Origin of the sequence: Clostridium prolinivorans (assembly GCF_004011155.1) — a bacterium.
GTDB lineage: Bacteria > Bacillota > Clostridia > Clostridiales > Clostridiaceae > Clostridium_AT > Clostridium_AT prolinivorans.
On the sequence record NZ_RJWG01000003.1, the window covers coordinates 147,848 to 172,158 of the forward strand.

Sequence of the window (24,311 nt, forward strand, 5' to 3'; positions counted from 1 at the left end):
TTTTATATTTTATTAATGAATAAAAAAGTAGAGGATGAAGTTATATGCATACAATAAAGGACGTAGCTCGTTTAGCTAATGTAGCTTTATCAACAGCATCTTATGCACTTAATGGAACAGGAAAAGTTAGTCAAGCTACTAAAGAAAAAGTTTTAAAAGCTGCCGAAGAATTGGGCTATAGACCAAATGGAGCAGCAAAAGATTTAAAAAGAAATAAAAAAACAGGCATAATATGTATGTTTGTTAGCGATTTTGGAGGACCTTTCTACAGTGAAGTTTTAAGAGGAGTACAAGATGTAGCGATATGCAATAATTACAATTTAATTGTATGTACTTATAAAATGACAGAAAAATTTTTAAATGAAAGACGGGTAGATGGAGCTATAATATTATCTCCTCATATTCCTGATGACTTAATTTTAAAGGTAGCTAGTCCTCAGTTTCCTATAGTTGTTATGGATAGAGAATTAGAATGCGAAAATGTATATACTGTTCTTTTAGATAATGTACAAGGGGCTTATAATGCTACTCAATATTTAATTGAATTAGGGCATAGAAATATTGCTTATATAAGCGGACCTGTTGTATCATATGATAATATGAAGCGTTTAGAAGGATATAAAAAAGCATTGTCAGATAATAATATAGAATTTAATCCTAATTTGATTGTTCAAGGAAGATTTACTGAAGAAGGCGGATATGGAGCTGCTAAGCTTCTTATATTAAATTCTAAATTAAATAAAATACCATTAGATGCAATATTTTGTGCTAATGATGAAATGGCAATAGGTGCAATAAATGCATTAAATGAAGATGGAATTAATGTACCAGAAGATATTTCTATAGTTGGTTATGATGATATTAGATTGTCTTCTTACATTAAACCTTCGTTAACTACTATAAGTCATTATAATTATGAATGGGGAACTATGGCTGCTAATTTAATATTTCAAGGATTAAAAGAAAATTCTAAATGCGGGAAATTGATTTTACCTGCGAAACTTATAAAAAGAGAGTCTTGTATAAAATCACAAAGTAAAGAAAAATTTGATTAGATTTTGATTTAATTAAGATCATATAGTACTAAAAGAAGTACTATATGAAAAAAATCGAAACGTTACGAATATAATGTTTTAAAGGAGTTGCTAAATTTTGATAGACAGTAAAGAAGAAGCTTTTATTATAAATGGTGAAAAAATTTTTATATATGGTGGAGAACTTCATTATTTTAGAGTTCCTAAAAAAGAGTGGGAAGATAGAATAAAAAAAATTAAAGAAGCAGGGTGTAATCTTATTAGTACTTATATACCATGGATGTGGCATGAAGTTAAAGAAGGTAACATTGATTTAATTGGGGAAAGTACACCTGAAAGAGATTTAGTATATTTTTTAAAAAAAGTAGAGGAGCAAGGCATGTATTGTTTGGTAAGGCCAGGACCGTACGTAATGTCAGAAATAAAAAATCATGGCATACCATATTGGATAAACGAAAAGTATCCAGAAGTAATTGCTAAAAATCAAAATGGAGAAATGCATACTACAGGAGTTGTAAGTTATTTACATCCTACATTTTTAGAAAAAGTAGAAAATTGGTATAAAGCTATTTGTAAAGTTATAGCTCCAATGCAAATAACAAACGGAAAGAATGTTATAATGTTTCAATTAGACAATGAAGTTGGAATGCTTCAGTGGGTTACTAATCAAGCAGATTACAATGAAGACACATTAAAAAAATTTGTTTGTTATATTAAATCTAAATATACTTTAAATGAATTAAATATTTTGCTACAAACAAATTTAAAAAGATACGATGATGTAATTAAATTAATTAAAGAGCCGAAAGAAAATTTGGGTATTAAGCTTCAAAATGAATTTATGTTATTTATGAGAATATATTATAAAAAATATATTGAAACATTAAAAGCAATGGCACTTAAATATGGGATTAAAATTCCTTTTGCAATAAATGTGCATGGATTTGATTCTAATGATTATGCAAAACGAGGAGGAAGATATCCAATAGGTTTATCTCAACTTTATGAAGCTGCCCAAATTGATGAAATTATTACTGCAGGAGATTATTATATAGGGAATATTGTTTTTGAAAATTATCATGATATTGTTTTAGCCAATGCTTTTACTAAAGCAATTCAAAATGAAAAGCAACCTCTTTTTTCTGCAGAATTTCAAGGAGGATTTCAATATGATATACCAAGACTTCAACCAACTACTTTTGATTTAACAACTAGGCTTTGTATTGCAAATGGAATGAATTCACTTAATTACTATATGTTTGCAGGAGGAGAAAATTATGAAGATATAGGACTTCTCGGGAAAAGACATGATTGGCAGGCTCCTATATCTTCAGATGGATCTTTAAAAAAACATTATTATATAATTCAATATTTAGGTAATGTAATAAAAGCAATAGAAAAAGAATTATTAGAATCTAAAAAAGATATTGTAACCTATATTGGTTTTTATGCTGATTATTATATGACTGAGTATTCTAATAAATATACACAAAAAATGAATGATATATTAAAAATATTTAGAGAATCTTTTTTATATGATGGAATAGCTAAAGGTCTTACATTAAACAATATAACTTATGAAGGTTATGATGTAAAAAGAGATAAAAAAATTAATGTAAATAAAATAAAAAGTTTATGGATGTTTTCAAGTCATTGGATGGATGAAGATATTCAGGAAAAACTTATTGAATATGTAAAAGATGGGGGACAGTTAATATTATACCCATCAGTTCCTACTATGAACATGAAAGGTGAGATGTGTACTAAACTTATTGAAGCTTTAAATATAGAAGTTGTTGAAAGTTTTTTGGACAAATATGTAATTTTAGAAGATATAGATTCAGTGGTAGCAGATTATGTGGAAATATACAAAGGGAATAATATTAAAAGTTTTGCTTACTTGCAAGATGATAATCAAAAGGTTTGTGCTTTTGAGAAAAATATAGGAAAAGGTAAAATAATAGTTTTAGGTATAGGTTTTAAATTAGAACACTATTTTAAAAATGAAATAATTTTAAAACTTGCAGAAAAAATAGGCAATTATCCTGTAACAAAAAGAAATGATTATATAGATGTTTCATTTAGGAGTATACCAGGTAAAAATACAAAATTTATGTTTATACAAAATTATGATGAATATAAAAAAACAATGGTGTTTGATTACTTTGGAGAAATTCTATTTGACGGTTATGAAATTACAATAAATCCAAGAAGCGGGTTACTTCTTCCTATTAATTATAAAATAAATGAAAATATCGAATTAATTTATTCTACTTGCGAATTAGTTTTAAATGATAAAAATAAAATTGAAGTTTTTTGTAAGCAAAATATAGAAATAATGAAATTTAGTAAAAAAGTTCAAGTAGAAACTCAAAATATAGCTTATGAATTAATTAATGAAAATGAAAAATATAAGTTAATTTTAAAAAATTGCTTACACAAAAATATTAAGATAACGTTTTAAAGTTGGGAGGAAATAATATGAAAAAATTATTTGAAAGCAAATATGGTTATTTCACAGAAGATGGAAGAGAGTATGTTATTACAAATCCTAAAACTCCAAGACCATGGGCTAATATTATAAGCAATGGTGATTATTCTTTTATGATATCACAAACTGGTGGTGGATATTCATGGAGAGGGAATGCAGGACAAAATAGGATAACAAGGGCTTTTCAAGATCTTATTAAAGATTCATGGGGCAAATATGTATACATACGTGATTTAGAAAGCAAAAAATATTGGTCAGCAGCTTGGGCACCAGTAAAAGCAGAGTATCAAGAATATGAAGTACGTCATGGTATTGGATATTCTGTTTTTAATCACAAAGTGGACAATATAAAAAGTGAAATGACTGTATTTGTAGTACCTGAGGAGCCAGTTGAAATAATGCAGATCACTTTAACTAATGAAGATTTAAAGGAAAGGAAATTAGATATAACAACATTTTTTGAATGGGGACTTGGAAATGCTCCAGATGAACATAGAGAATTTCATAAAATATTTATTAATTCTAAATTTGATGAAGAAATAAATGGACTTTTGGTTGAAAAATATCTTGGCCAATTTACAGATGAGAAAGGTAGAGCAAACAATACAGATTGGGATTATATAGCTTTTCATGCCTCTAGTGAAAAAGTTAAATCTTATGATGGTGATAAAGAATCTTTTATTGGTATGTATAACTCAGAAGCAACTCCTCAAGCTATGAATATGGAAAAACTTTCAAAAAGAACTGGAAGATTTGTAGATGCAGCAGCATCTCTTCAAGTAGAAGTTAGCTTAAATCCAGGTGACTCTAAAACAATAGTATTTACTATAGGAGCTGCTAAAAAAGGAGATGAAGATGCTCGTAAGATTGCTAGAAAGTTTACAGATGTTGAGACTTCAAAGGCGGCGTTAAAAGCAGTTAATAAATTTTGGAGTGAATTTATAGATACAGAAGAAATCAATACTCCAGATGATGCTATGAATATTATGACAAATATTTGGCTAAAGTATCAATCTATTTCGTGTAGATTATGGGGTAAATCTGCATATTATCAAACTTCAGCAGGATATGGTTTTAGAGATCAGCTTCAAGACTCTCAGATATTTTTGACAAATAAAAGTGAACTTGCAAAAAAACAAATACTAATGCATTCAAAACAGCAGTTTAAAGAAGGGGATGTTCTCCACTGGTGGTTTACAATAAATGGAGGTGGGCCTAGAACAAGATGCTCTGATGATCTTCTATGGTTGCCGTTTATAACTGAATCTTATATAGAAGAAACAAAAGATTATTCAATATATGATGAAATAACTCCATTTTTAGATGATAAAGAAGCCACTATATATGAACATTGTAAAAGAGCTATAGAAAGAGTATTTTTAAGAATAAGCCCAAGAGGAATTCCACTTATGGGAGATCATGATTGGAATGATGGGTTAAGTGCAGTAGGTAACGATTGGAAAGGTGAAAGTATTTGGGTGGGAGAATTTTTATATAAAATATTAAAAGATTTTATACCTATAGCAGAAAGCCGTGGAGATAAATTATTTGCTGATAAAGCAAAAGATGTGTTAGAGACATTAAAATTTTCAATTAATAAATATGGTTGGGATGGAGAGTGGTATATTCAAGCAACTACAGATAATTGGGAAAAAGTTGGATCAAAGGAAAATGAAGAAGGAAAAATATTTTTAAATCCGCAGATTTGGGCTGTTATAAGTGGTATAGCAGATAAAGATAAAGCAGAAAAATCTATGGAAGCTGTTACAAAATATTTATTAAAAGATTATGGAGCATTACTTTTGCATCCAGCATATACAAAGCCTAGAACAGATATAGGATATATTACTAGGTATGCTCCAGGATTAAGAGAAAATGGTGGTGTATATACTCATGCTGCAACTTGGGCTGTTTGGGCTTATGCTCTGATGGGAGATGCTGAACACGCTTATGAAGCTTATAGAAAAATATGTCCTCCTAATAGATCAAATGATATTGAAAATTATATGGCAGAACCTTATGTAACTCCAGGTAATAGTGATGGCCCATTATCACCTTATTATGGACGAGGTGGATGGTCATGGTATACAGGTTCTTCACAATGGCTTCATAGAGTTGGAACACATTTTATACTAGGAGTTAGACCAACAATAGAAGGATTAAAAATAGATCCATGTATACCAAAAGAATGGGATGGATTTACTTACAAAAGACAATTTAGAGGTTCGGAATATTTAATTGAAGTAGATAACAGTTTGCATGTAAGTAAAGGTATTAAAGAAATATATGTAGATGGAAATTTAATACAAAACAATATAATTCCTGATTTTTCAGATGGTAAGCAGCATAAAATTAAAGTTATTATGGGATAGTCTAAAGCAAAGTATTGAGAATTAAATATAAGCGAAAATAGGAGGAAATTATGATGAATAGTATAAAAAGTAAAAATTTTATACAGGAAATCAAAAATAACAAAACATTATTTATTATGCTCTTACCTATAGTAATATATTTTTTTATATTTAGTTATATGGTAATGCCTGGAGTATACATAGCATTTGTTAATTATGATTATTCTAATGGTATATTTGGAAGTAATTTTGTAGGATTTGATAATTTTAAATTTCTTATTACAAGTGGTGATTTATGGCGTATTACTAAAAATACAATTTTTTATAATATAGTTTTTATATTACTTGGAAATATAATTCAAATTTTTATTGCAATATTAATTAGTGAAGTATCAAACAAATTATTTAAAAAAATATCACAGTCTGTTATTCTTCTTCCTAATTTTATTTCTTATGTAATTGTTGGAGTGTTTGCATATAATTTATTTAGCTATGATCAAGGATTAATAAATTCTATATTAAATAATTTAGGCATAGGTAAACATGATTTCTATGGAGATGTAGGTATATGGAAATATATTGTAACTATTTTTTATATTTGGAAAGGCACAGGATATGGAATGATAGTATATCTTGCATCTATTACGGGAATAGATGAAGAAATATATGAAGCAGCAGTAATAGATGGAGTTAGTATATTTCAAAAAATAAGATATATAACATTGCCTTTATTAAAACCTACTTTTGTAATGTTATTATTATTTAGTCTTGGAGGTATATTAAGAGGTCAATTTGATTTATTTTATAATCTAATTGGAAATAATGCATTACTTTTTCCACAGACAGACATTATTGATACTTATGTATTTAGAAGTTTAATAGGAAATTTTAATTTTTCGTTAAGTGCTGCAGCAGGATTTTATCAATCTATATTTGGGCTTGTATTAGTACTGACTATAAATTTTATTGTAAAAAAGATAGATAGTGATTATGCACTTTTTTAATGGAGGTGAATTAGTTGGATTTTTATAAAGACACTAAAAGTAAAATATTTAAAGTATTTTGTTATTTAATTATAAGTATATTTGCATTGTTTTGCTTAATACCATTTTTTTTAGTTATATCTGCTTCCATTACTCCAGAAAATGATATTGTAAAATATGGATATTCATTAATTCCTAAACATATAAGTTTTGATGCATATAAGCTTTTACTTAGTAATGGGAAAGAAATATTTAATGCATATAAAGTTACAATATTTATTACTATTTTTGGTACAGCAACAGGATTAATACTTATGTCAATGACTGCTTATGTATTAGGAAGAAAAGATTTTAAATATAGAAATAAATTTGCTTTTTATATTTATTTTACAACTTTGTTTAATGGTGGATTAGTTCCTTTTTACATAATGATGGTTAAGTATTTACATTTAAAAGATAACATTTTTGCAATGATTCTTCCAGGTCTTGCTAATGTATGGTCAATATTTTTATTACGTAATTTTATGAAATCTATACCTGATTCTCTTTATGAAGCAGCAAAGTTAGATGGAGCTGGAGATTTTAGGATATATTGGCAGATTGTAATACCTCTTTCTAAACCTGCATTAGCAACAGTAGGATTATTTCAAGCACTTGGATATTGGAATGAATGGTATAATGCTATGCTTTATATACAAACTCCTGAAAAGTATCCATTACAGTATTTTCTACAAAATATGATGGCTTCAGCTAATATTACTAATTTAATAAAAATTGGAGCGAATATAGATTTATCAAAAATACCTACTGAATCTATAAAAATGGCTACAGCTATTATAGTAACTGGACCTGTAATATTATTTTATCCATTTTTACAAAAATATTTTGTAAAAGGGTTAATAGTTGGATCAGTTAAAGGATAGCAGGATAATATATAATGCTTGGTTGAATTATCATTATATATTTAATGTTTATAATAAAACTTTAACAAAATAAAGTATAGAAGGGTGGTGATATTAACTGTTTAATTATTAATACAATCAATATATAGTATGTAGAATTAGGAGGGGAATCTATGAAAAAGAAAATTCGTATAAAAAAATGTATTGCATCTTTACTTGTTTTATCTATGAGCTTAGGTACTTTAATTGGATGCTCAAAGAAGGAGGATACAGGGGCATCTACTAATGGGAAAAAAGTTGATACTTCTAAAAAAGTAAATCTAGTTATGTATTTATGGGGTAATCAATCTCCAGACCATGAAAATGTTATGGCTGAGCTTAATAAAAAGCTTACTGAAAAAATAAATGCTACACTTGAAATAAAGTATATTCCATGGGATGCTATTTCAACAAAATATCCTTTAGTATTTGCTTCAGGAGAAAACTATGATATGATATATGTATCAAGTGCAGCTAACCCTAATTATTTTAGCTTAGCTGAAAAAAATTCTTTCAAAGCACTTGATGATTTATTGCCAGTATATGCTCCAGAAACTTGGAAAAAGACAAGTCAGGATATGTGGAATGATACAAAATATAATGGTAAAATATATGCTATACCTTCAAGATATACTGAATATATACCTCATGGATTTGTTTATAGAGGAGATTATTCTAAAAAATATGGTATAGAATCTATTTCTTCTATGGATGATATGGAAAAATATTTTGATGGGGTACTGAAAAATGAAAACGGTATAATTCCATGGGATGCTAATATTAATAATGCTAGTGATTTATATAAGATGTTTATTGAAAGTACAAGCACTTGGATTCCAGCTCCTGGACTAGCTTTAAGTACAATGTATCTTACTGCAAAATCTAAAGACGAAATTAATAATATATTCCACCCAGCATTTACAGATGAATTTTATGCATTTGCAGAAAAGATGAAAAATTGGGCAGATAAAGGATATTGGCCTCAAGATGTTCTTTCAAGCAAAAAAGATCCTGTTAATTCTTTTAATACAGGTAAAGGTGCATCATTTTTTCAACATGCTCAGGGTTATATTGGATGGTATGGTGGACTTCTAAAAGCTCAACCAAATTCTGATCCTAAGTTTTATTGCTTTGGTGAAGCTAATAAAAAAGTTATAAAAACAAATACAATGCAAAATGCTACAGCAATTAGTGCAAATTCTAAAAATCCTGAAAGATCTCTTATGATGATTGATTTACTTATGAATGATAAAGAAATTTATGATTTATTCCAGTATGGTATAAAAGGGAGAAACTATGAGTTAGATAGTAATGGTAAACGTATAACTCCTGAAAATTTTGATGATAAGAAAAATGGATATGGTCAATCAGCGTGGGCTGTAAGAACTGATGAATTTGAAATACCAATGGCTTCAGATTATAAAGGAAGAGCTGATATGAATAAGCATTATGATACATTTGCTATAAAAGATCCTTTTGCTAATTTTAATTTTAATTCAAAAGCAGTAGATTCAGAAATAGCAGCTGTAAATCAAGTAAATGTAATGTATGGTGTTCCGATATTATTTGGAAAATCTGGAGATCCAAAGACTGCTGTAGAAAATTATAGAAATAAACTTAAATCAGCAGGAATAGATAAAATTATAGATGAAATAAAAAAACAACTTCAAAATTATAAACCAGCACAATAAAATTTATGAAATAATTTAAGGCCTCCTAATTTGGAGGCTTGAATTATAAATATTAATTTTAAAAGAAAGAGGTAAAAAATGTGAATAGCAAAAAAATAGATATTAAAAAGATATTAGAAAGTATGACATTAGAAGAAAAAATAGGTCAATTAATTCAAATAATTCCTAGTTTTTTTAATCCAAAAACAACAGGAGAAATAACAGGACCATTAGAGGATTTAGGATTAAAAGAAAAAGATATATGGAAAGTTGGTTCTGTTATTGGAATTAGTGGAGCTAAAGAAGCTGTAAGTATACAAAAAAATTATTTAGAGAAAAGTGAAAAAAAGATACCTTTAATGTTTATGGCAGATATAATACATGGATATAGAACTATATTTCCAATTCCATTAGGTATAGGTTGTACTTGGGATAAAGATTTAGCTAAAGAAGTTGCAAGAGTTTCTGCAAAAGAAGCTTCTGCTGCTGGGATTCATGTTACATTTTCACCTATGGTAGATCTTGTTAGAGATGCAAGGTGGGGAAGAGTAATGGAATCAACAGGGGAAGATCCATATTTAAATAGTTTATTTGCTCGTGCTTTTGTTAAAGGATATCAAGGAGATAATATAAAAAAAGATGAAAATATTGGAGCGTGTGTAAAACATTTTGCAGCTTATGGAGCAGCAGAAAGTGGAAGAGAATATAATACAGTTGATATTTCAGAAGGTATGTTAAGGGAATATTATCTTCCATCTTATAAAGCAGCTATTGAAGAAGGTGTAAAAATGGTTATGACATCTTTTAATCCAGTAAATAGGATACCTTCAAGTGGCAATACATGGTTAATGAGAGATATATTAAGAAATGAATGGGGATTTGACGGAGTAACAATTTCAGATTGGGGGGCAATTAAAGAATTAATAGCACATGGAGTAGCTGAAGACGAAAAAGAAGCAGCAGAAAAAGCAATTAAAGCTGGAGTAGATATAGAAATGATGACTGGATGCTATGTTAAATCTTTAGAAACTCTTGTTGAAGAAGGGAAAATAAGCAGTGAATTTATAGATGAAGCAGTTTTAAGGATATTAAAACTTAAAGAAGAATTAGGCTTGTTTGAAAATCCATTTAAAGGAGCAAATGAAAAAAAAGAAGCCGAGATAATACTATGTGATGAGCATAGAAAATCTGCAAGAAATATAGCAGCATCTTCTATGGTATTATTAAAAAATGAAAATGTTCTACCAATATCTAAAGAGGTTAATAAAGTTGCAATAATAGGTCCTTTTGCTGACAATCATGAAATATTAGGTGGATGGTCATGGCAAGGGAAACCTGAAGAAGCAGTTTCGTTAAAAGAAGGTATTATAAATAAAATAGGAAGTGAAAAAGTTATAGTTTCAAATGGTTGTGGAATATTAGATGGAAATGATTATGAAATTGAAAAAGCAGTCTCTGAAGCTGAAAAAGCAGATATTATAATACTTGCATTAGGAGAAGATTCTGGAATGACTGGAGAAGGGGCAAGCAGAGCTTTTATAAAACTTCCAGGAAGGCAAGAAGAACTTGCGGAGAGAATATTGAAACTTGGGAAAGAAACTATTGTTGTATTATTTAATGGTAGACCTTTGGAAATAACGAAATTGTATAGTAAAGCACCTGCTATTTTAGAAGCATGGTTTCCAGGAACAGAAGGAGGTAATGCAGCAGCAGATATTTTATTTGGAGACAAATATCCTAAAGGACGTTTAAGCATGAGTTTTCCATATACAATAGGTCAGATACCAATATATTACAATGCTTTTAATACAGGAAGACCTAAACCATCAGATGAAAGTAATGAATATAGATATTCTTCACAATATCTTGATATACCAAATTTACCATTACTGCCTTTTGGATTTGGGCTAAGTTATACTACTTTTGAATATTCAGATTTAAAAATAAGTGAAAAAGTATTAACAGAGAATAATACTATAACAGTTTCTGTAAAGATTAAAAATACAGGAACAAGGGTTGGAGAAGAAATAGTTCAGCTTTACATAAGAGATTTAGCTGCAAGTGTAATTAGACCAATAAAGGAACTTAAAGGATTTAAAAAAATTAAATTAGAAGCAGGAGAAGAAAAAGAGGTATTATTTGAAATAAAAGAGGAAATGCTTAGATTTTATAACGATAAAATGGAATTTAAATCTGAAAAAGGTAGATTTAATGTCATGGTAGGCCCAAATTCAAGGGATTTGCAAATTTTAAGTTTTGAGCTTAAATAAAATAATATTTTAATAAATTTATACTCTTATAATAATTAAAAATTGATAAAAGTAAAAGCAGGTTTTGTACTAATTTGTAGAGCCTGCTTTTGTTATAAAAACTTTAAAAATAGAATTATTTAGAATTATGGCCTTTTAATGATTTAATGGCTTTTGATATATAACCATTATTTTCGTTTAAAAGCTTTTGAGCTTTTTCTTTAGTAAGCCCTGTTTTAAGCATTAGTATGCTTAGCTTTACATCAAAATTAGTTTCTTCTAGTATCTTAGATACAGTTTCTTCTTTTTCATAAGTAGCAAGCATAGTTATTCTTTTAGCTCTAGCATAAAGCTTTTTATTTGAAGCTTTAACATCAACCATTAAATTGCTATATACCTTTCCAAGTTTAATCATAGCTCCAGTGGTAAGCATATTAAGTACCATTTTTTGAGCTGTGCCTGCTTTCATTCTTGTAGATCCCATAATAACTTCTGGACCAACTATGACGGATATAGGTATATCTGCAAGTTTTGCCATTTCACTTTTTGGATTCATAGTAAGACATATAACAGCTGCTCCTAAACTTTTAGCGTATTTCATTCCTCCTATGACATAAGGAGTTCTTCCTGAAGCTGCTATACCACATACAACATCTTTACAAGTTAAATTTTTTTCTTTTAAATCTTTTATGGCAAGTTCACTGTCATCTTCTGCTCCTTCAATTGCTTTAAACATAGCCGCATATCCTCCTGCAATAACACCTTGAACTAAATCTGAAGAAACTCCATAAGTAGGAGGACATTCTGAAGCGTCAAGTATTCCAAGCCTTCCACTTGTACCTGCACCAATGTAAATAAGTCTGCCTCCTTTAGATAATCTATCAGCAATTAAATCCACTGCTTTAGCAATACTTTCTTTTTCTTTACCCACTGCTTTAGCTACTTTTTTATCTTCTTCATTTATCATTTCTATCATTTTTAAAGTACTCACATTATCTATATTCATAGTATTTGGATTTCTGTCTTCTGTAATAAGTTTTGACAAATTTTCAATTTCCATATATTTTGCTGCAAATTTTTGCAGCTTTCACCTCCTGTTATTTTCTTGTAAATCTAAATTTTATTTCATCATCTATATAATTAATTAAAAAAATTTCTTCATCGATAATTCTGCCTACTACATTTACTCTTTCATCTTTAGGTAAATTTTTTTTACAGATTTGAAGTTCTCCACAATATCTTAAATAAATTTTATTATCTATAGTTATAAATCCTGGTTCTCTCTCTAGAGTATTATTGGGATTTATTATATCGTCCTTTTTTAAACTAATTCTTGAATTAGTTGATCTTATTACATCTTCTGCAGCATCAGGTCTATTTTCATGAATATAATTGAAAATAATATTTTCTTCTATACTGCATGGATTAAAAGTTTCTATTCTAAGGTCAATAATATTTTCTGAAATTTTTCCAACTGTTTTTAACTCTTCTTCTGCTGGTATGGCATCACCAAAAAAAACTTCATCTATACCTAATGCAAAAAGTTCTTTTGCAGATATTTGAGGATCTAAAAATCTGTGAATTTCAAGAGTTGGAAGTCCTTCAAAAATAGGTCCTCTTTTATTTACTAAAGAAGGAATAAAAGCAGATATTTTTAAATTGTATTTTTTTAACATATCATTTTTCTTTTTAAAAGTTTTAATAGATATCCCTGTGTTTAATCTTGGATAATAATTGTGACATGATTGAAGCATTTCATAATTAGGGTTATAACTTTCAAGCTCTTTTAAAAATTTTTCTGTTACAGTACTAGCGTTTATTTCTATTTTTAATCCATAAGGATTTTTGGTGAAATATGCAATTTCTTTTGCAGAAAAGCCAAAATCTATTCTTATAGCAGATATACCTAAATCTTTAATAGCTTTTAGATTATTTATATCAAATCCAAGATAATTAAATGCTCTAGGGGAAATATCTGCAATTATATTCATATTTAATTCTTTACATAAAGAGGCAATTTCTTTAAAATCTAAAATAGCCTTTTTATAATTTGCTTCTGGAATATGAAGGGAAGTAAATACACTATTAAAACCAAAAGTTTTAGCATTTTTAATAAATTTTATATTATCTTCTAGAAAATAATTCATTCCTACAAAAACTGATATACCCTTTGACATAAAAATCCTCCTAATTAAAATAAAAGGACAGCAGTATTTAACAAAGTTAATTAAAATTAACCATATAATATTATTCTGCTGTCCAATTTTATATTATTCTTGTGGATCGTCAAAACCTAAAATATAAGTTGCTGCAAACCCAGCTACATATGATATTATTACTGCAAATAGATAAACCATTGGCTTGTTTACTAATAATGAAAGAGGTATTCCTGATAATCCCATACTTTTAGCTCCTACAGCTAAAGCGGCATTAATTGCTCCTCCAAAAGCTCCCCCTATACAAGCTCCTAAAAATGGTTTACCAAGAGGCAGAGTAACACCATATATTAAAGGTTCTCCTACACCAAGTATACCTACTGGAAGTGCTGACCATATTGTTTTCTTTAATCTTTGATTTTTTGTTTTAACAAGTACAGCAATAGATGCTCCAACTTGACCTGCTCCAGCCATAGCTAATATTGGAAGAAGTAATGTCATACCTGTAGTTTTTATAAGGTCTGCATGTATTGGAGTTAAACCTTGATGCAATCCAGTCATAACAAGTGGAAGGAAAGTTCCTCCCAAAATAAATCCAGTAAATGCTCCACCACCATTTATAGCTGCTTTAACTGCATTTCCAATTCCATCTGAAATAGCCCCTCCTATTGGTTGCAATATTATTAATGCAATAAATCCAGATATTAATACAACTAATAATGGAGTAATAAATAAATCAAGTACTTCTGGTACTATTTTTCTTATTTTCTTTTCAAGATAGCTGCTAAATGCAACTACTATAAGAACTGCTATTATTCCACCTCTGCCTGGCACTAATGCTTTGCCAAATAATTTTATATTTGCTAAGTTTGGATGAGTTATTATTGCGGCCATTACACCACCAAGTATTGGGGAACCTCCAAATTCTTTAGCGGCATTAACACCTACAAATAAGCTTAATCCCCAAAACACTGAATTTCCTATTATAACTAATATTTGTGCTGTTGGAGTTGCTGCAAAGTCAGCATTAAATTTTACTAAAATATTAAGTATTCCTGTTACAAGACCACATCCTATAAATGCTGGAATAAGAGGGATGAATATACTGGATATTTTTTTTAATAAATTTTTAAATGGAGTATTGTTTTTAGCTTTTATCTCAGCTTTTAAAAGTTCGGCTTCATCAACTTCTCCAATTTTAAGTCCAGTGATTTCTCCAACTTCATTTGCTACTTTAGTAACTCTTCCAGGGCCTAAAATAATTTGAATCTGACCTCCTTGTTCTACAAGTCCCATAACTCCTTCAATCTTTTTTAGTCCTTCCTTATCAGCAAGATTTGGATTTTTTAGAGTTACCCTAAGCCTTGTCATGCAGTAAACTACAGATGATAAATTGTCTCCTCCACCAAGTTTGTCTAAAATGTTTTCAGCCAAAATTTTGGGAGTTATGTTTGTATTAGACATAATGATTCCTCCTAATTAAAATTTTTATAATAAATAATAGTATTAATAAAATGCTCTTATGATAAATTAAATAAAAATTATAAGTATCGATTTTCAAAGTTTAGTGTAATCGTATTAATAAAATATTAACTATATTAAAATAAGATATATAATTGTTCATTTTTATACTATATTTAGTTGTTATGCCTTATATAAAACGTTTTAATAATTGGCTACAAGAAAGAATTATATTTTTATTAATATGATTAAAACACAATAAACTGTAAATGAATTTCCATTAAATAATGAGTAGTAGTTTATTATTGATTTACTTCAAAAATATAGTGGTCAATTCTAAGAAAAAATAGTTTTTGTGAGATAATCATTAATATATAAAAATAATTTACAATCTTGTAATTTTATTTTATAATTTTTTAAATATCTTGTCAATTTCTTTCACAAACATTTTTTAAACTTTTTCAATATAAACAGACAAATATTTTATTTTATATTTTGGAATAAAAGAAATATTAATATTATAATGTCTAAAATTCAATATATTTACATATTTTGAAATTTGAATTAAAATAAGATGTAATAGATCATAAAAATAAAATTATACAAAAGGTATTAATATATAGTATTAACAAGACAAGCATACAATTTGTATAAGATAAAATAAAAGGTGGGATTTTTTATGGAAAAATGGTGGCATGACAAAGTTGTTTATCAAATTTATCCTAAAAGTTTTATGGATAGTAACAATGATGGAATTGGAGATTTACAAGGCATAATAAGTAAACTTGATTATCTTAAAGAACTAGGTATAGGTATAATATGGTTATCACCAGTATATGAATCACCAATGGATGATAATGGTTATGATATAAGTAATTATAAAGAAATTGCCTCTGAGTTTGGTACTATGCAAGATATGGAACAACTTATAAAAGAAGCAGATAAAAGAGGCATTAAAATAATAATGGATTTAGTTGTAAATCATACTTCAGATGAACATAATTGGTTTATAGAGTCTAGAAAATCTAAAGATAACCCATATAGAGATTATTATATTTGGAGAGATGGGAAAGATGGTAAAGAACCAAGTGACATTAAATCTTATTTTAGTGGTTCTGCTTGGCAGTATGATGAACATACTAAGCAGTATTATCTTCATTTATTTAGCAAAAAACAGCCTGATTTAAATTGGGATAATGCAAAATTAAGAGAAGAAATATATGATATGATGAACTTTTGGCTTGATAAGGGTATTGCAGGATTTAGAATGGACGTTATTGAATTAATAGGAAAAGATATAGATAATTGTATTTTGGGAAATACTGATAATACTCATAAATATATTCAAGAGATGCATAAAAAAACATTTGGAAAGTTTGATTCTTTTACAGTAGGGGAAACAGGTGGAGCAACAATAGAAAGAGCAAAACTTTACAGTAATCCAGAAAGAAAAGAACTTAATATGGTATTTCATTTTCAGCATGTAGGGTTAGATGAACAAAAGGGTAAATCAAAATGGGATTTAAAAGAATTAGATTTAATTGAGCTTAAAGATATATTAAGTTCTTGGCAGACTGATCTTGGTACAGAAGGATGGAATAGCCTTTATTGGAATAACCATGATCAGCCAAGAATAGTTTCAAGATGGGGAAATGACAAAGAATATAGAGTAGAGTCTGCAAAAATGCTTGCAACTATACTTCATTTTATGAAAGGTACACCTTACATATATCAAGGCGAAGAAATTGGTATGACTAATGCTTATTTTACAGATATAAACCAATATAAAGATATTGAAACATTAAACTTATATAAAGAAAGAATTGAAAAAGGATATTCTCATGAAGAAATCATGAAATCAATTATGACAAAAGGAAGAGATAACGCTAGAACTCCAATGCAATGGAATGATGAATATAATGCAGGTTTTACTAAAGGAACACCATGGATAGAAGTAAACAAAAATTATAAGGAAATAAATGTAGAAAATGATTTAAAAAATAAAGACTCTATATTCTATTACTACAAAAAGCTTGTGGATTTAAGAAAGAATAATCCTTTAATAGTGTACGGAGATTATAAACTTATAAACAGGGAGCATCCTCAAATATTTTCTTATATTAGAGAATATAAAGGTGAAAAACTCATTGTCATATGTAATTTTTATGGTAAAGAAACAGAATTTACTCTGCCAAAGGATATTTTATATAAAGATAAAGAGCTTATTATTTCAAATTACTCTAATAAAGAAAATGATATAAGAAAATTTACACTCGCTCCTTATGAAGCATGTGTTTATAAGCTATTTTAAAATAGTAAAAGTTAAAATTTTATTGAGATTTAAAAATTATTATAATTATAAACTGATTTAAATAGATAAGTTTAAAAAGTTTTAATATTCATTAAAACTTTTTCTAGATTTAGATTTTATTCTTATAAAAATATATTGATTTTTTTACATAAGCGTTTATAATATAAATATAAGTAAAATAGTATGAATTAAATGCTGTGATCAGGAAAAGTAAACTATATGAATCAGACAGAGAGAAGTTTCTAGGGTGAGAGAACTTTATGTTGGATTATAGTTGAAGTGCCCCTGTGAGCATTAAGCCGAAGAAAGTAGGCTGATACGTGAGCTCACGTTATAGAGCTATGACATGATTGTGTCAGAATAAAGATGGGTATTTTATACCTAATCAGAGTGGAACCGCGGAATTTAACCTTCTGCCTCTGTATAAATTACAGAGGCAGAAGGTTTTTTGTTTATATACCAAGGCGCCGGTATATAAATTAATATTTTACTTATAATTTACTTATAAAAATTTAAGGAGGATTAAGTATGTTACAATTTACAGTTTTATTAGTATCCATATTACTAATATCTTTATTATATTTTTTAAAAACAAAAAAAATTAGCTTTGGAAATAGAGTGCTTATAGCAATGATATTAGGTATTGCTATTGGTTCAATATTTAAGAAAAATGCTTTAGTTATAGAACCAATTGGTAAAATTTATGTTAATTTAATTAAAATGCTTGTTATTCCGCTTGTTACTACATCCATGATTTCAAGTATAACTAATTTAGATAATACTGCTAAACTCAAAAGCATAGGATTTAAAACAATTGGATGGCTTATAGCAACAACAGCTATAGCATCAATAATTGGATTAATAGTAAGTATTATTATGGATCCAGGGGCAGGTATAAAGATTGTTAAGGATGCCTCTTTTAAAGCGAGAGAAATACCTTCTTTTGCTGATGTTTTAATAGATTTAACTCCATCTAATCCGGTAGCAGATGCTGCAAATGCAAAAATAGTACCTGTTATTATATTTTCAATGTTTGTAGGAATAGCTATTGTTATTGAAAATTCCAAAAAACCTGAAGTTATAAAGCCAGTTATAAATTTTATTAATGGTTTTGCTCAAATTATGTTTAGAATTACAAAGATGATACTTAAAATAACTCCATATGGTGTTTATGGATTAATGGCAGGAGTTTCTGCTAAGTACGGTTTTGAAACATTATTGCCTCTTGGTAAATTTGTTATAGCAATTTATATAGCATGCATAATTCAAATAGCTCTAGTTCATTCAACCTTAATAACTTTTATTGCTAAGGTTAATCCAATTAAATTTTTTAAGGCAATATTACCAGCACAGATTGTTGCATTTACAACAAGAAGTAGTTATGGAACACTACCTGCAACAATTAAAAGTTTAACTGAAAGAGTTAAAATTTCAGATAGAATTGCAAGCTTTGTCGCACCAATGGGAGCTTCTATGGGTATGAATGCTTGTGGTGGATTATATCCTGTTATGGCTGCAATGTTTGTAGCGAGGGTTTATAATATAAATTTAAATTTTAGTCAATATATAATATTAATTGTAGTAACTACAATAGCTTCTTTTGGTACTGCAGGTGTCCCTGGAACTGCATCAATAATGTCAACAGTTGTATTATCAAGTATGGGACTTCCAGTAGAAGGTATGGCAATGCTTCTTGGAGTAGATACAGTTATAGATATGGCAAGAACCGCAACAAATGTTACTGGTGCTGCAGTATCAGCTTTATTAGTTGCAAATTCTGAAGGAGAATTTAATAAAAAAGAATTTAATAATCAAAAATTAGAAGAACTTAAATTAACATTATAATTAAGTTTATTTATCTTAAAGTATGTTAATTTTCTTTAACCTCATCATAATATTTATATAACTTTAAGGATATAAAATTGAAAATGTTGAAAGAAAAAAGAAAAAATTAAGATGGGGGTACTTATTTATGAAAAAGAACAATATTAAGTTATTAATTACTGCATTGGCAATAACAATGTCTGCAGGAATATTTGCAGGGTGTGGTAATAAAAATAATGATAATAATTCTAATCAAGCAGAAAGCAATAAAACTGAGATAAGTGGTTCTATAACTGCTGCAGGATCTACAGCACTTCAGCCATTAGCAGAGCAAGCTGCAAAACAGTTTACAGAAAAAAATCCAAATGCAACAGTAACTATACAAGGTGGAGGAAGCGGTACTGGACTTACTCAAGTTATGCAAGGAGCAGTTGAAATTGGAAACTCTGATATTTTTGCTGAAGAAAAATTAAAACCAGAAGAAGCAAAACAATTAGTTGATCATAAAGTTGCTGTAGTTGGATTTGGATTAGTTGTAAATGATAAAGTAAATATAGACAATTTAAGTAAGGCTGATACAATAAAAATATTCACAGGGGAAATAACTAACTGGAAAGAAGTTGGGGGAAATGATTTAAAAATAACAGTTATAAATAGACCTAAATCATCGGGAACAAGGGCTACCTTTAAAAAATATGCTTTAGACGGTAAAGAAGAAGTTGAAGGAAAAGCATTAACTCAAGATTCAAGTGGAGCTGTTAAGAAAACTATAGAAGAAACAGAAGGAGCTATAGGATATTTAGCAACATCATATATAAATGATAAAGCAAATTTATCAGGAGTAAAAGTATTAAAATTTGATGGCGTTGAATTAAATAATGAAAATATAACAAATGGAAAATATTCAATTTGGTCTTATGAGCATATGTATACAAAAGGTGAGCCAAGTGGACTTACAAAAGCTTTTTTAGATTATATGGTTAGCGACGAAGTAAAACCAATAATCACCAAATTAGGGTATATACCAGTAACTGATATGAAGGTTACTAGATAGTTTTAAGGCTGGCTTATTAACCAGCCTTAAATTCTTAAATAAATAAAAACTTCTAAAACATGCAGGAGGATAAATTTAAAATGAAGTTGAATTTAGATAAGTTTTTTAAATTTAAACTAAAAGGTAAGTTAATGTCTGCTTACATATTGTTATTTTGTATTTTTAGCATAACTGTTTTTTTAGTTATTAATGTTCAAGTTAATAAAATAATTACAGATACTTCAAGACAGCAGCTAAAAGCAGCTTCAAAAATGGGGACATCATTTTTAAATCAATCTTATATTGGGGATTTTAATTTGATAAATGGTAAACTTTATAGAGGAGATGTGCCTCTTGAAACTGATACAATTATAGTAGATAAGATATCAAAAGAAACGGAAACATTTTCTGCAATTTTTAATTTAGATAAATGTGTATCAACAAGCATTAAAGATAAAAATGGTAAAAGGTATCTTAATATAAAAGTACCTGATTATATAAAAAAATCGGTAATAAATAATAAGAAAGAAGAAATAACAGAAATAGTAATTGACAATAAAAAATATGAAGGAATGTTTATCCCATTAATTGATGAAAAAGGAAATACTTTAGGAATGTGGCTTACTGCTGTGGATAAAAGTAAAGCAGAAAAAACAATATTTAATGTTAATTTTATAGTTGGTATTACTACGGTTATTTTTATATTATTAGGAATAATTGCAATTAATATTTTTATCAATATATTACTAAAAAATGTAAATAGAGTATCTAACACTATAAATGAATTAGGTGAAGGGAAACTTAATATAAGATGTAATATAAATACTCAAGATGAAATTAAAGATATTGCAGACAGCGTAAATATTACCATAAAAAATATTAAAAATTTAGTTGAAAAAACAGCAAATATAATTGAAAGACTAAAAAGTAATTCCAATACAATTTCCAGTATCTCAGAAGAAATAGGATTTTCAAGCGAAGAAATAGCCTCAGCTATGGGAAATGCATTAGAAGGTTCAATAATTCAAACAGAAAAAATTGAAGAATGTGATGAAATAATAGAGGTATTATCGAAAAAAATTGATGAAATGAACATTCAAATTGAAAATACTATAAAAAATGGTGATCATACAAAACAAAGTACAGAAATTGGTATCAGTGCATTAAAAGTTCTTAAAGAAAAGCTTAATAAAAATCATACAAGCACTTTAATTCTTACAAAACAAATTGATAATCTTTCAGAAGGATCTAAGGTTATTGAAAATATAATAAGTACAATTAAAGATATAGCAGATAAAACAAATTTATTAGCTTTAAATGCGTCAATAGAAGCAGCAAGAGCAGGAGAAGCAGGAAAAGGATTTACTGTTGTAGCTGACGAAATAAGAAAACTTGCAGAACAATCTAAAAATTCAACAGAAGAAATAAGTATAATAATTAGAGATATTACTAAAGCAATAAAAGAATCTAAAATTCACATGGATGAAAGCAATGAAATTGTTGAACTTTCAAATAATTCAATGCAGCAAACAGAAAAAGCATTTATGAATATAAAAAATAACACTAATATATTGATAAAAGAAATTTTAATTCTTAAAAATAATTTAAATGAAGTAAGGGATGTTGAAAGTAAAGTAATTAGTTCTATGGAAAACATACTTGAAGTTACAAAACAATCAAAAATAATTACTATGGAAGTAAATTCATCAACGGAGAAACAATCATTTTCTATAAACCAAATTATAGGTTCACTTCAAGAAGAAAATTCTGTGATTAATGAATTAACAGAAACAATTTCTATGTTTAAGATATAATATAAATAAAAATATAAAAATTTTTATAAAAATCTTTAACATTTCCAAAGATTAGTTTGCGAAATTTATAACAAGTGGTAAAATATAAATGTCTAGTTATTATAATTTATATTTATAATATAACTAGTATATTTTATGGGCAGTATTTTTGCACTTAAATATTTAATAACGGGAGGATGGAAAAATGGAATACACATCAGAAGTTCAAAAGATGACTTGTGTTGCAAAAGGTCCAAATCACGGGCCAGCACCTATACCTGAAGAAGGGAAATGGGTACAAGCTAAAGAAATAAAAGACATATCAGGATTAACTCATGGAGTAGGTTGGTGTGCACCACAACAAGGAGCTTGTAAGCTTACATTAAATGTTAAAGATGGAGTTATACAGGAAGCATTAGTTGAAACTCTTGGCTGCTCAGGAATGACTCACTCAGCAGCAATGGCAGCTGAAATATTAGCTGGAAAAACTATACTTGAAGCATTAAATACAGACTTAGTATGTGATGCTATAAATACAGCAATGAGAGAATTATTTTTACAAATAGTTTACGGAAGAACTCAAACAGCTTTTTCAGAAGGTGGATTACCTGTAGGAGCTGGACTTGAAGATTTAGGAAAAGGTCTTAGAAGTCAGGTTGGAACTATGTATAGTACTGTAGATAAGGGACCTAGATATCTTGAAATGGCAGAAGGTTATGTAACAGAAACTGCTTTAGATGAAAACAATGAAATTATAGGTTATAAATTTGTTCATCTTGGAAAAATGATGGATATGATAAAAAAAGGTGTGGATGCAAATGAAGCACTTAAAAAAGCAACAGGTACTTATGGAAGATTTGACGAAGCTGTAAAAGTAATAGATCCAAGACATGAGTAAGGAGGGAAAATAAATGGCTTTATTTGAAGGTTATGAAAGAAGAATAGACAAGATAACTTCTGTTTTAAATAAATATGGAATGAGCTCTTTAGAAGAAGCAAAAAAAATATGTGATGAAAAAGGTATAGATGTATATAACATAGTAAAAGGCATACAGCCAATTTGTTTTGAAAATGCTTGCTGGGCATACATACTTGGTGCTGCTATAGCAATAAAAAAAGGATTAACTAAAGCAGCAGATTGTGCTGAAGCTATAGGAGAAGGACTTCAAGCTTTTTGCATACCAGGTTCTGTTGCTGATGATAGAAAAGTTGGTTTAGGACATGGAAATTTAGCAGCAATGCTTTTAAGAGAAGAAACAAAATGCTTTGCATTTTTAGCTGGACATGAGTCATTTGCTGCTGCTGAAGGAGCAATTGGTATAGCTAAATCAGCTAATAAAGTTAGAAAAGAACCTTTAAAGGTTATATTAAATGGTCTTGGAAAAGATGCAGCACAAATAATTTCAAGAATAAATGGATTTACATATGTTCAAACAAAGTTTGATTACTACACAGGAAAAGTTAATGTTGTTCGTGAAATAGCATATTCTAAAGGAGAAAGAGCAAAAGTTAAATGCTATGGTGCTGATGATGTTAGAGAAGGTGTTGCTATAATGCATCTTGAAGGAGTTGATGTTTCCATAACAGGTAATTCAACAAATCCAACAAGATTCCAACATCCAGTAGCAGGAACTTATAAGAAAGAATGTTATGAAATGGGTAAGAAATATTTTTCAGTAGCATCTGGTGGTGGTACAGGAAGAACACTTCATCCAGATAATATGGCTGCAGGTCCTGCATCTTATGGTATGACAGATACTATGGGTAGAATGCATTCAGATGCACAATTTGCAGGTTCATCATCAGTTCCAGCTCATGTTGAAATGATGGGATTTTTAGGAATGGGAAATAACCCAATGGTTGGAGCAACAGTTGCAGTATCAGTTGCAATAGAAGAATCAGCTAAATAATTTAAATAAAATGATAGTAATCTTTATTCATTTAAAGATTACTATCATTTTTATTATAAAATTAATGGAAAATATAAAAAAGATATTTTGCATAATTACAATTT

16 protein-coding genes and 1 other annotated feature are annotated in these 24,311 nt (G+C 28.4%); of the genes, 13 read left to right on the forward strand and 3 right to left on the reverse strand.

Annotation, left to right across the window (positions count from 1 at the left end; translation table 11 throughout):
- Positions 1-44: 44 nt before the first annotated feature.
- The 7 genes from EGD97_RS04870 (at position 45) to bglX (ending at position 11,740) form a co-directional block, all read left to right on the forward strand.
- Complete coding sequence (locus EGD97_RS04870; RefSeq protein ID WP_127836616.1) at positions 45-1,055, forward strand: LacI family DNA-binding transcriptional regulator; 1,011 nt, start codon at positions 45-47, stop codon at positions 1,053-1,055.
- Positions 1,056-1,152: 97 nt separating this feature from the next.
- Positions 1,153-3,498 (forward strand): beta-galactosidase, encoded by a 2,346-nt coding sequence (locus tag EGD97_RS04875; RefSeq protein ID WP_127836617.1) that lies wholly within the window; start codon positions 1,153-1,155, stop codon positions 3,496-3,498.
- Between the two features lie 17 nt (positions 3,499-3,515).
- Positions 3,516-5,897 (forward strand): GH36-type glycosyl hydrolase domain-containing protein, encoded by a 2,382-nt coding sequence (locus EGD97_RS04880; protein WP_127836618.1) that lies wholly within the window; start codon positions 3,516-3,518, stop codon positions 5,895-5,897.
- Positions 5,898-5,950: 53 nt separating this feature from the next.
- Positions 5,951-6,880 carry an ABC transporter permease gene (locus EGD97_RS04885; RefSeq protein ID WP_228201970.1) on the forward strand — a complete coding sequence of 310 codons (930 nt, stop codon included), beginning with the start codon at positions 5,951-5,953 and terminating at the stop codon, positions 6,878-6,880.
- Between the two features lie 14 nt (positions 6,881-6,894).
- Positions 6,895-7,782, forward strand: coding sequence for a carbohydrate ABC transporter permease (locus EGD97_RS04890; protein ID WP_127836619.1), 888 nt, complete (start codon positions 6,895-6,897; stop codon positions 7,780-7,782).
- A gap of 152 nt (positions 7,783-7,934) precedes the next feature.
- Positions 7,935-9,491, forward strand: coding sequence for a DUF3502 domain-containing protein (locus EGD97_RS04895; protein WP_127836620.1), 1,557 nt, complete (start codon positions 7,935-7,937; stop codon positions 9,489-9,491).
- Positions 9,492-9,571: 80 nt separating this feature from the next.
- Complete coding sequence (bglX, locus tag EGD97_RS04900; protein ID WP_228201971.1) at positions 9,572-11,740, forward strand: beta-glucosidase BglX; 2,169 nt, start codon at positions 9,572-9,574, stop codon at positions 11,738-11,740.
- A gap of 115 nt (positions 11,741-11,855) precedes the next feature.
- Here bglX and murQ read toward each other — a convergent pair whose 3' ends face one another.
- The 3 genes from murQ to EGD97_RS04915 form a co-directional block, all read right to left on the reverse strand.
- Positions 11,856-12,779 carry an N-acetylmuramic acid 6-phosphate etherase gene (murQ, locus tag EGD97_RS04905; RefSeq protein WP_127836621.1) on the reverse strand — a complete coding sequence of 308 codons (924 nt, stop codon included), beginning with the start codon at positions 12,777-12,779 and terminating at the stop codon, positions 11,856-11,858.
- A 37-nt stretch (positions 12,780-12,816) separates the two neighbouring features.
- Complete coding sequence (locus tag EGD97_RS04910; protein WP_127836622.1) at positions 12,817-13,896, reverse strand: DUF871 domain-containing protein; 1,080 nt, start codon at positions 13,894-13,896, stop codon at positions 12,817-12,819.
- 93 nt (positions 13,897-13,989) lie between these two features.
- Positions 13,990-15,339, reverse strand: a complete 1,350-nt coding sequence (locus EGD97_RS04915; protein WP_127836623.1) for a PTS transporter subunit EIIC — start codon at positions 15,337-15,339, stop codon at positions 13,990-13,992.
- Positions 15,340-16,015: 676 nt separating this feature from the next.
- On the opposite strand from EGD97_RS04915, the gene EGD97_RS04920 reads away from it, so the two are divergent.
- The 6 genes from EGD97_RS04920 (at position 16,016) to EGD97_RS04945 (ending at position 24,207) form a co-directional block, all read left to right on the forward strand.
- Complete coding sequence (locus EGD97_RS04920) at positions 16,016-17,647, forward strand: glycoside hydrolase family 13 protein (RefSeq protein WP_127836624.1); 1,632 nt, start codon at positions 16,016-16,018, stop codon at positions 17,645-17,647.
- A gap of 188 nt (positions 17,648-17,835) precedes the next feature.
- Positions 17,836-18,071: a binding site (T-box leader), on the forward strand.
- Positions 18,072-18,175: 104 nt separating this feature from the next.
- Positions 18,176-19,492: a dicarboxylate/amino acid:cation symporter gene (locus EGD97_RS04925; RefSeq protein ID WP_127836625.1), complete on the forward strand. Its 1,317-nt coding sequence runs from the start codon at positions 18,176-18,178 to the stop codon at positions 19,490-19,492.
- Between the two features lie 127 nt (positions 19,493-19,619).
- Positions 19,620-20,525, forward strand: coding sequence for a phosphate ABC transporter substrate-binding protein (locus EGD97_RS04930; protein WP_078682777.1), 906 nt, complete (start codon positions 19,620-19,622; stop codon positions 20,523-20,525).
- Positions 20,526-20,605: 80 nt separating this feature from the next.
- Positions 20,606-22,318, forward strand: coding sequence for a methyl-accepting chemotaxis protein (locus EGD97_RS04935; protein WP_164850161.1), 1,713 nt, complete (start codon positions 20,606-20,608; stop codon positions 22,316-22,318).
- Between the two features lie 184 nt (positions 22,319-22,502).
- Positions 22,503-23,195 carry an iron-sulfur cluster assembly scaffold protein gene (locus EGD97_RS04940; protein WP_127836627.1) on the forward strand — a complete coding sequence of 231 codons (693 nt, stop codon included), beginning with the start codon at positions 22,503-22,505 and terminating at the stop codon, positions 23,193-23,195.
- A gap of 13 nt (positions 23,196-23,208) precedes the next feature.
- A complete protein-coding gene (locus EGD97_RS04945) occupies positions 23,209-24,207 on the forward strand; it encodes a GGGtGRT protein (RefSeq protein ID WP_078682774.1) in 999 nt (332 codons plus the stop codon).
- The last annotated feature ends 104 nt before the right edge of the window (positions 24,208-24,311 follow it).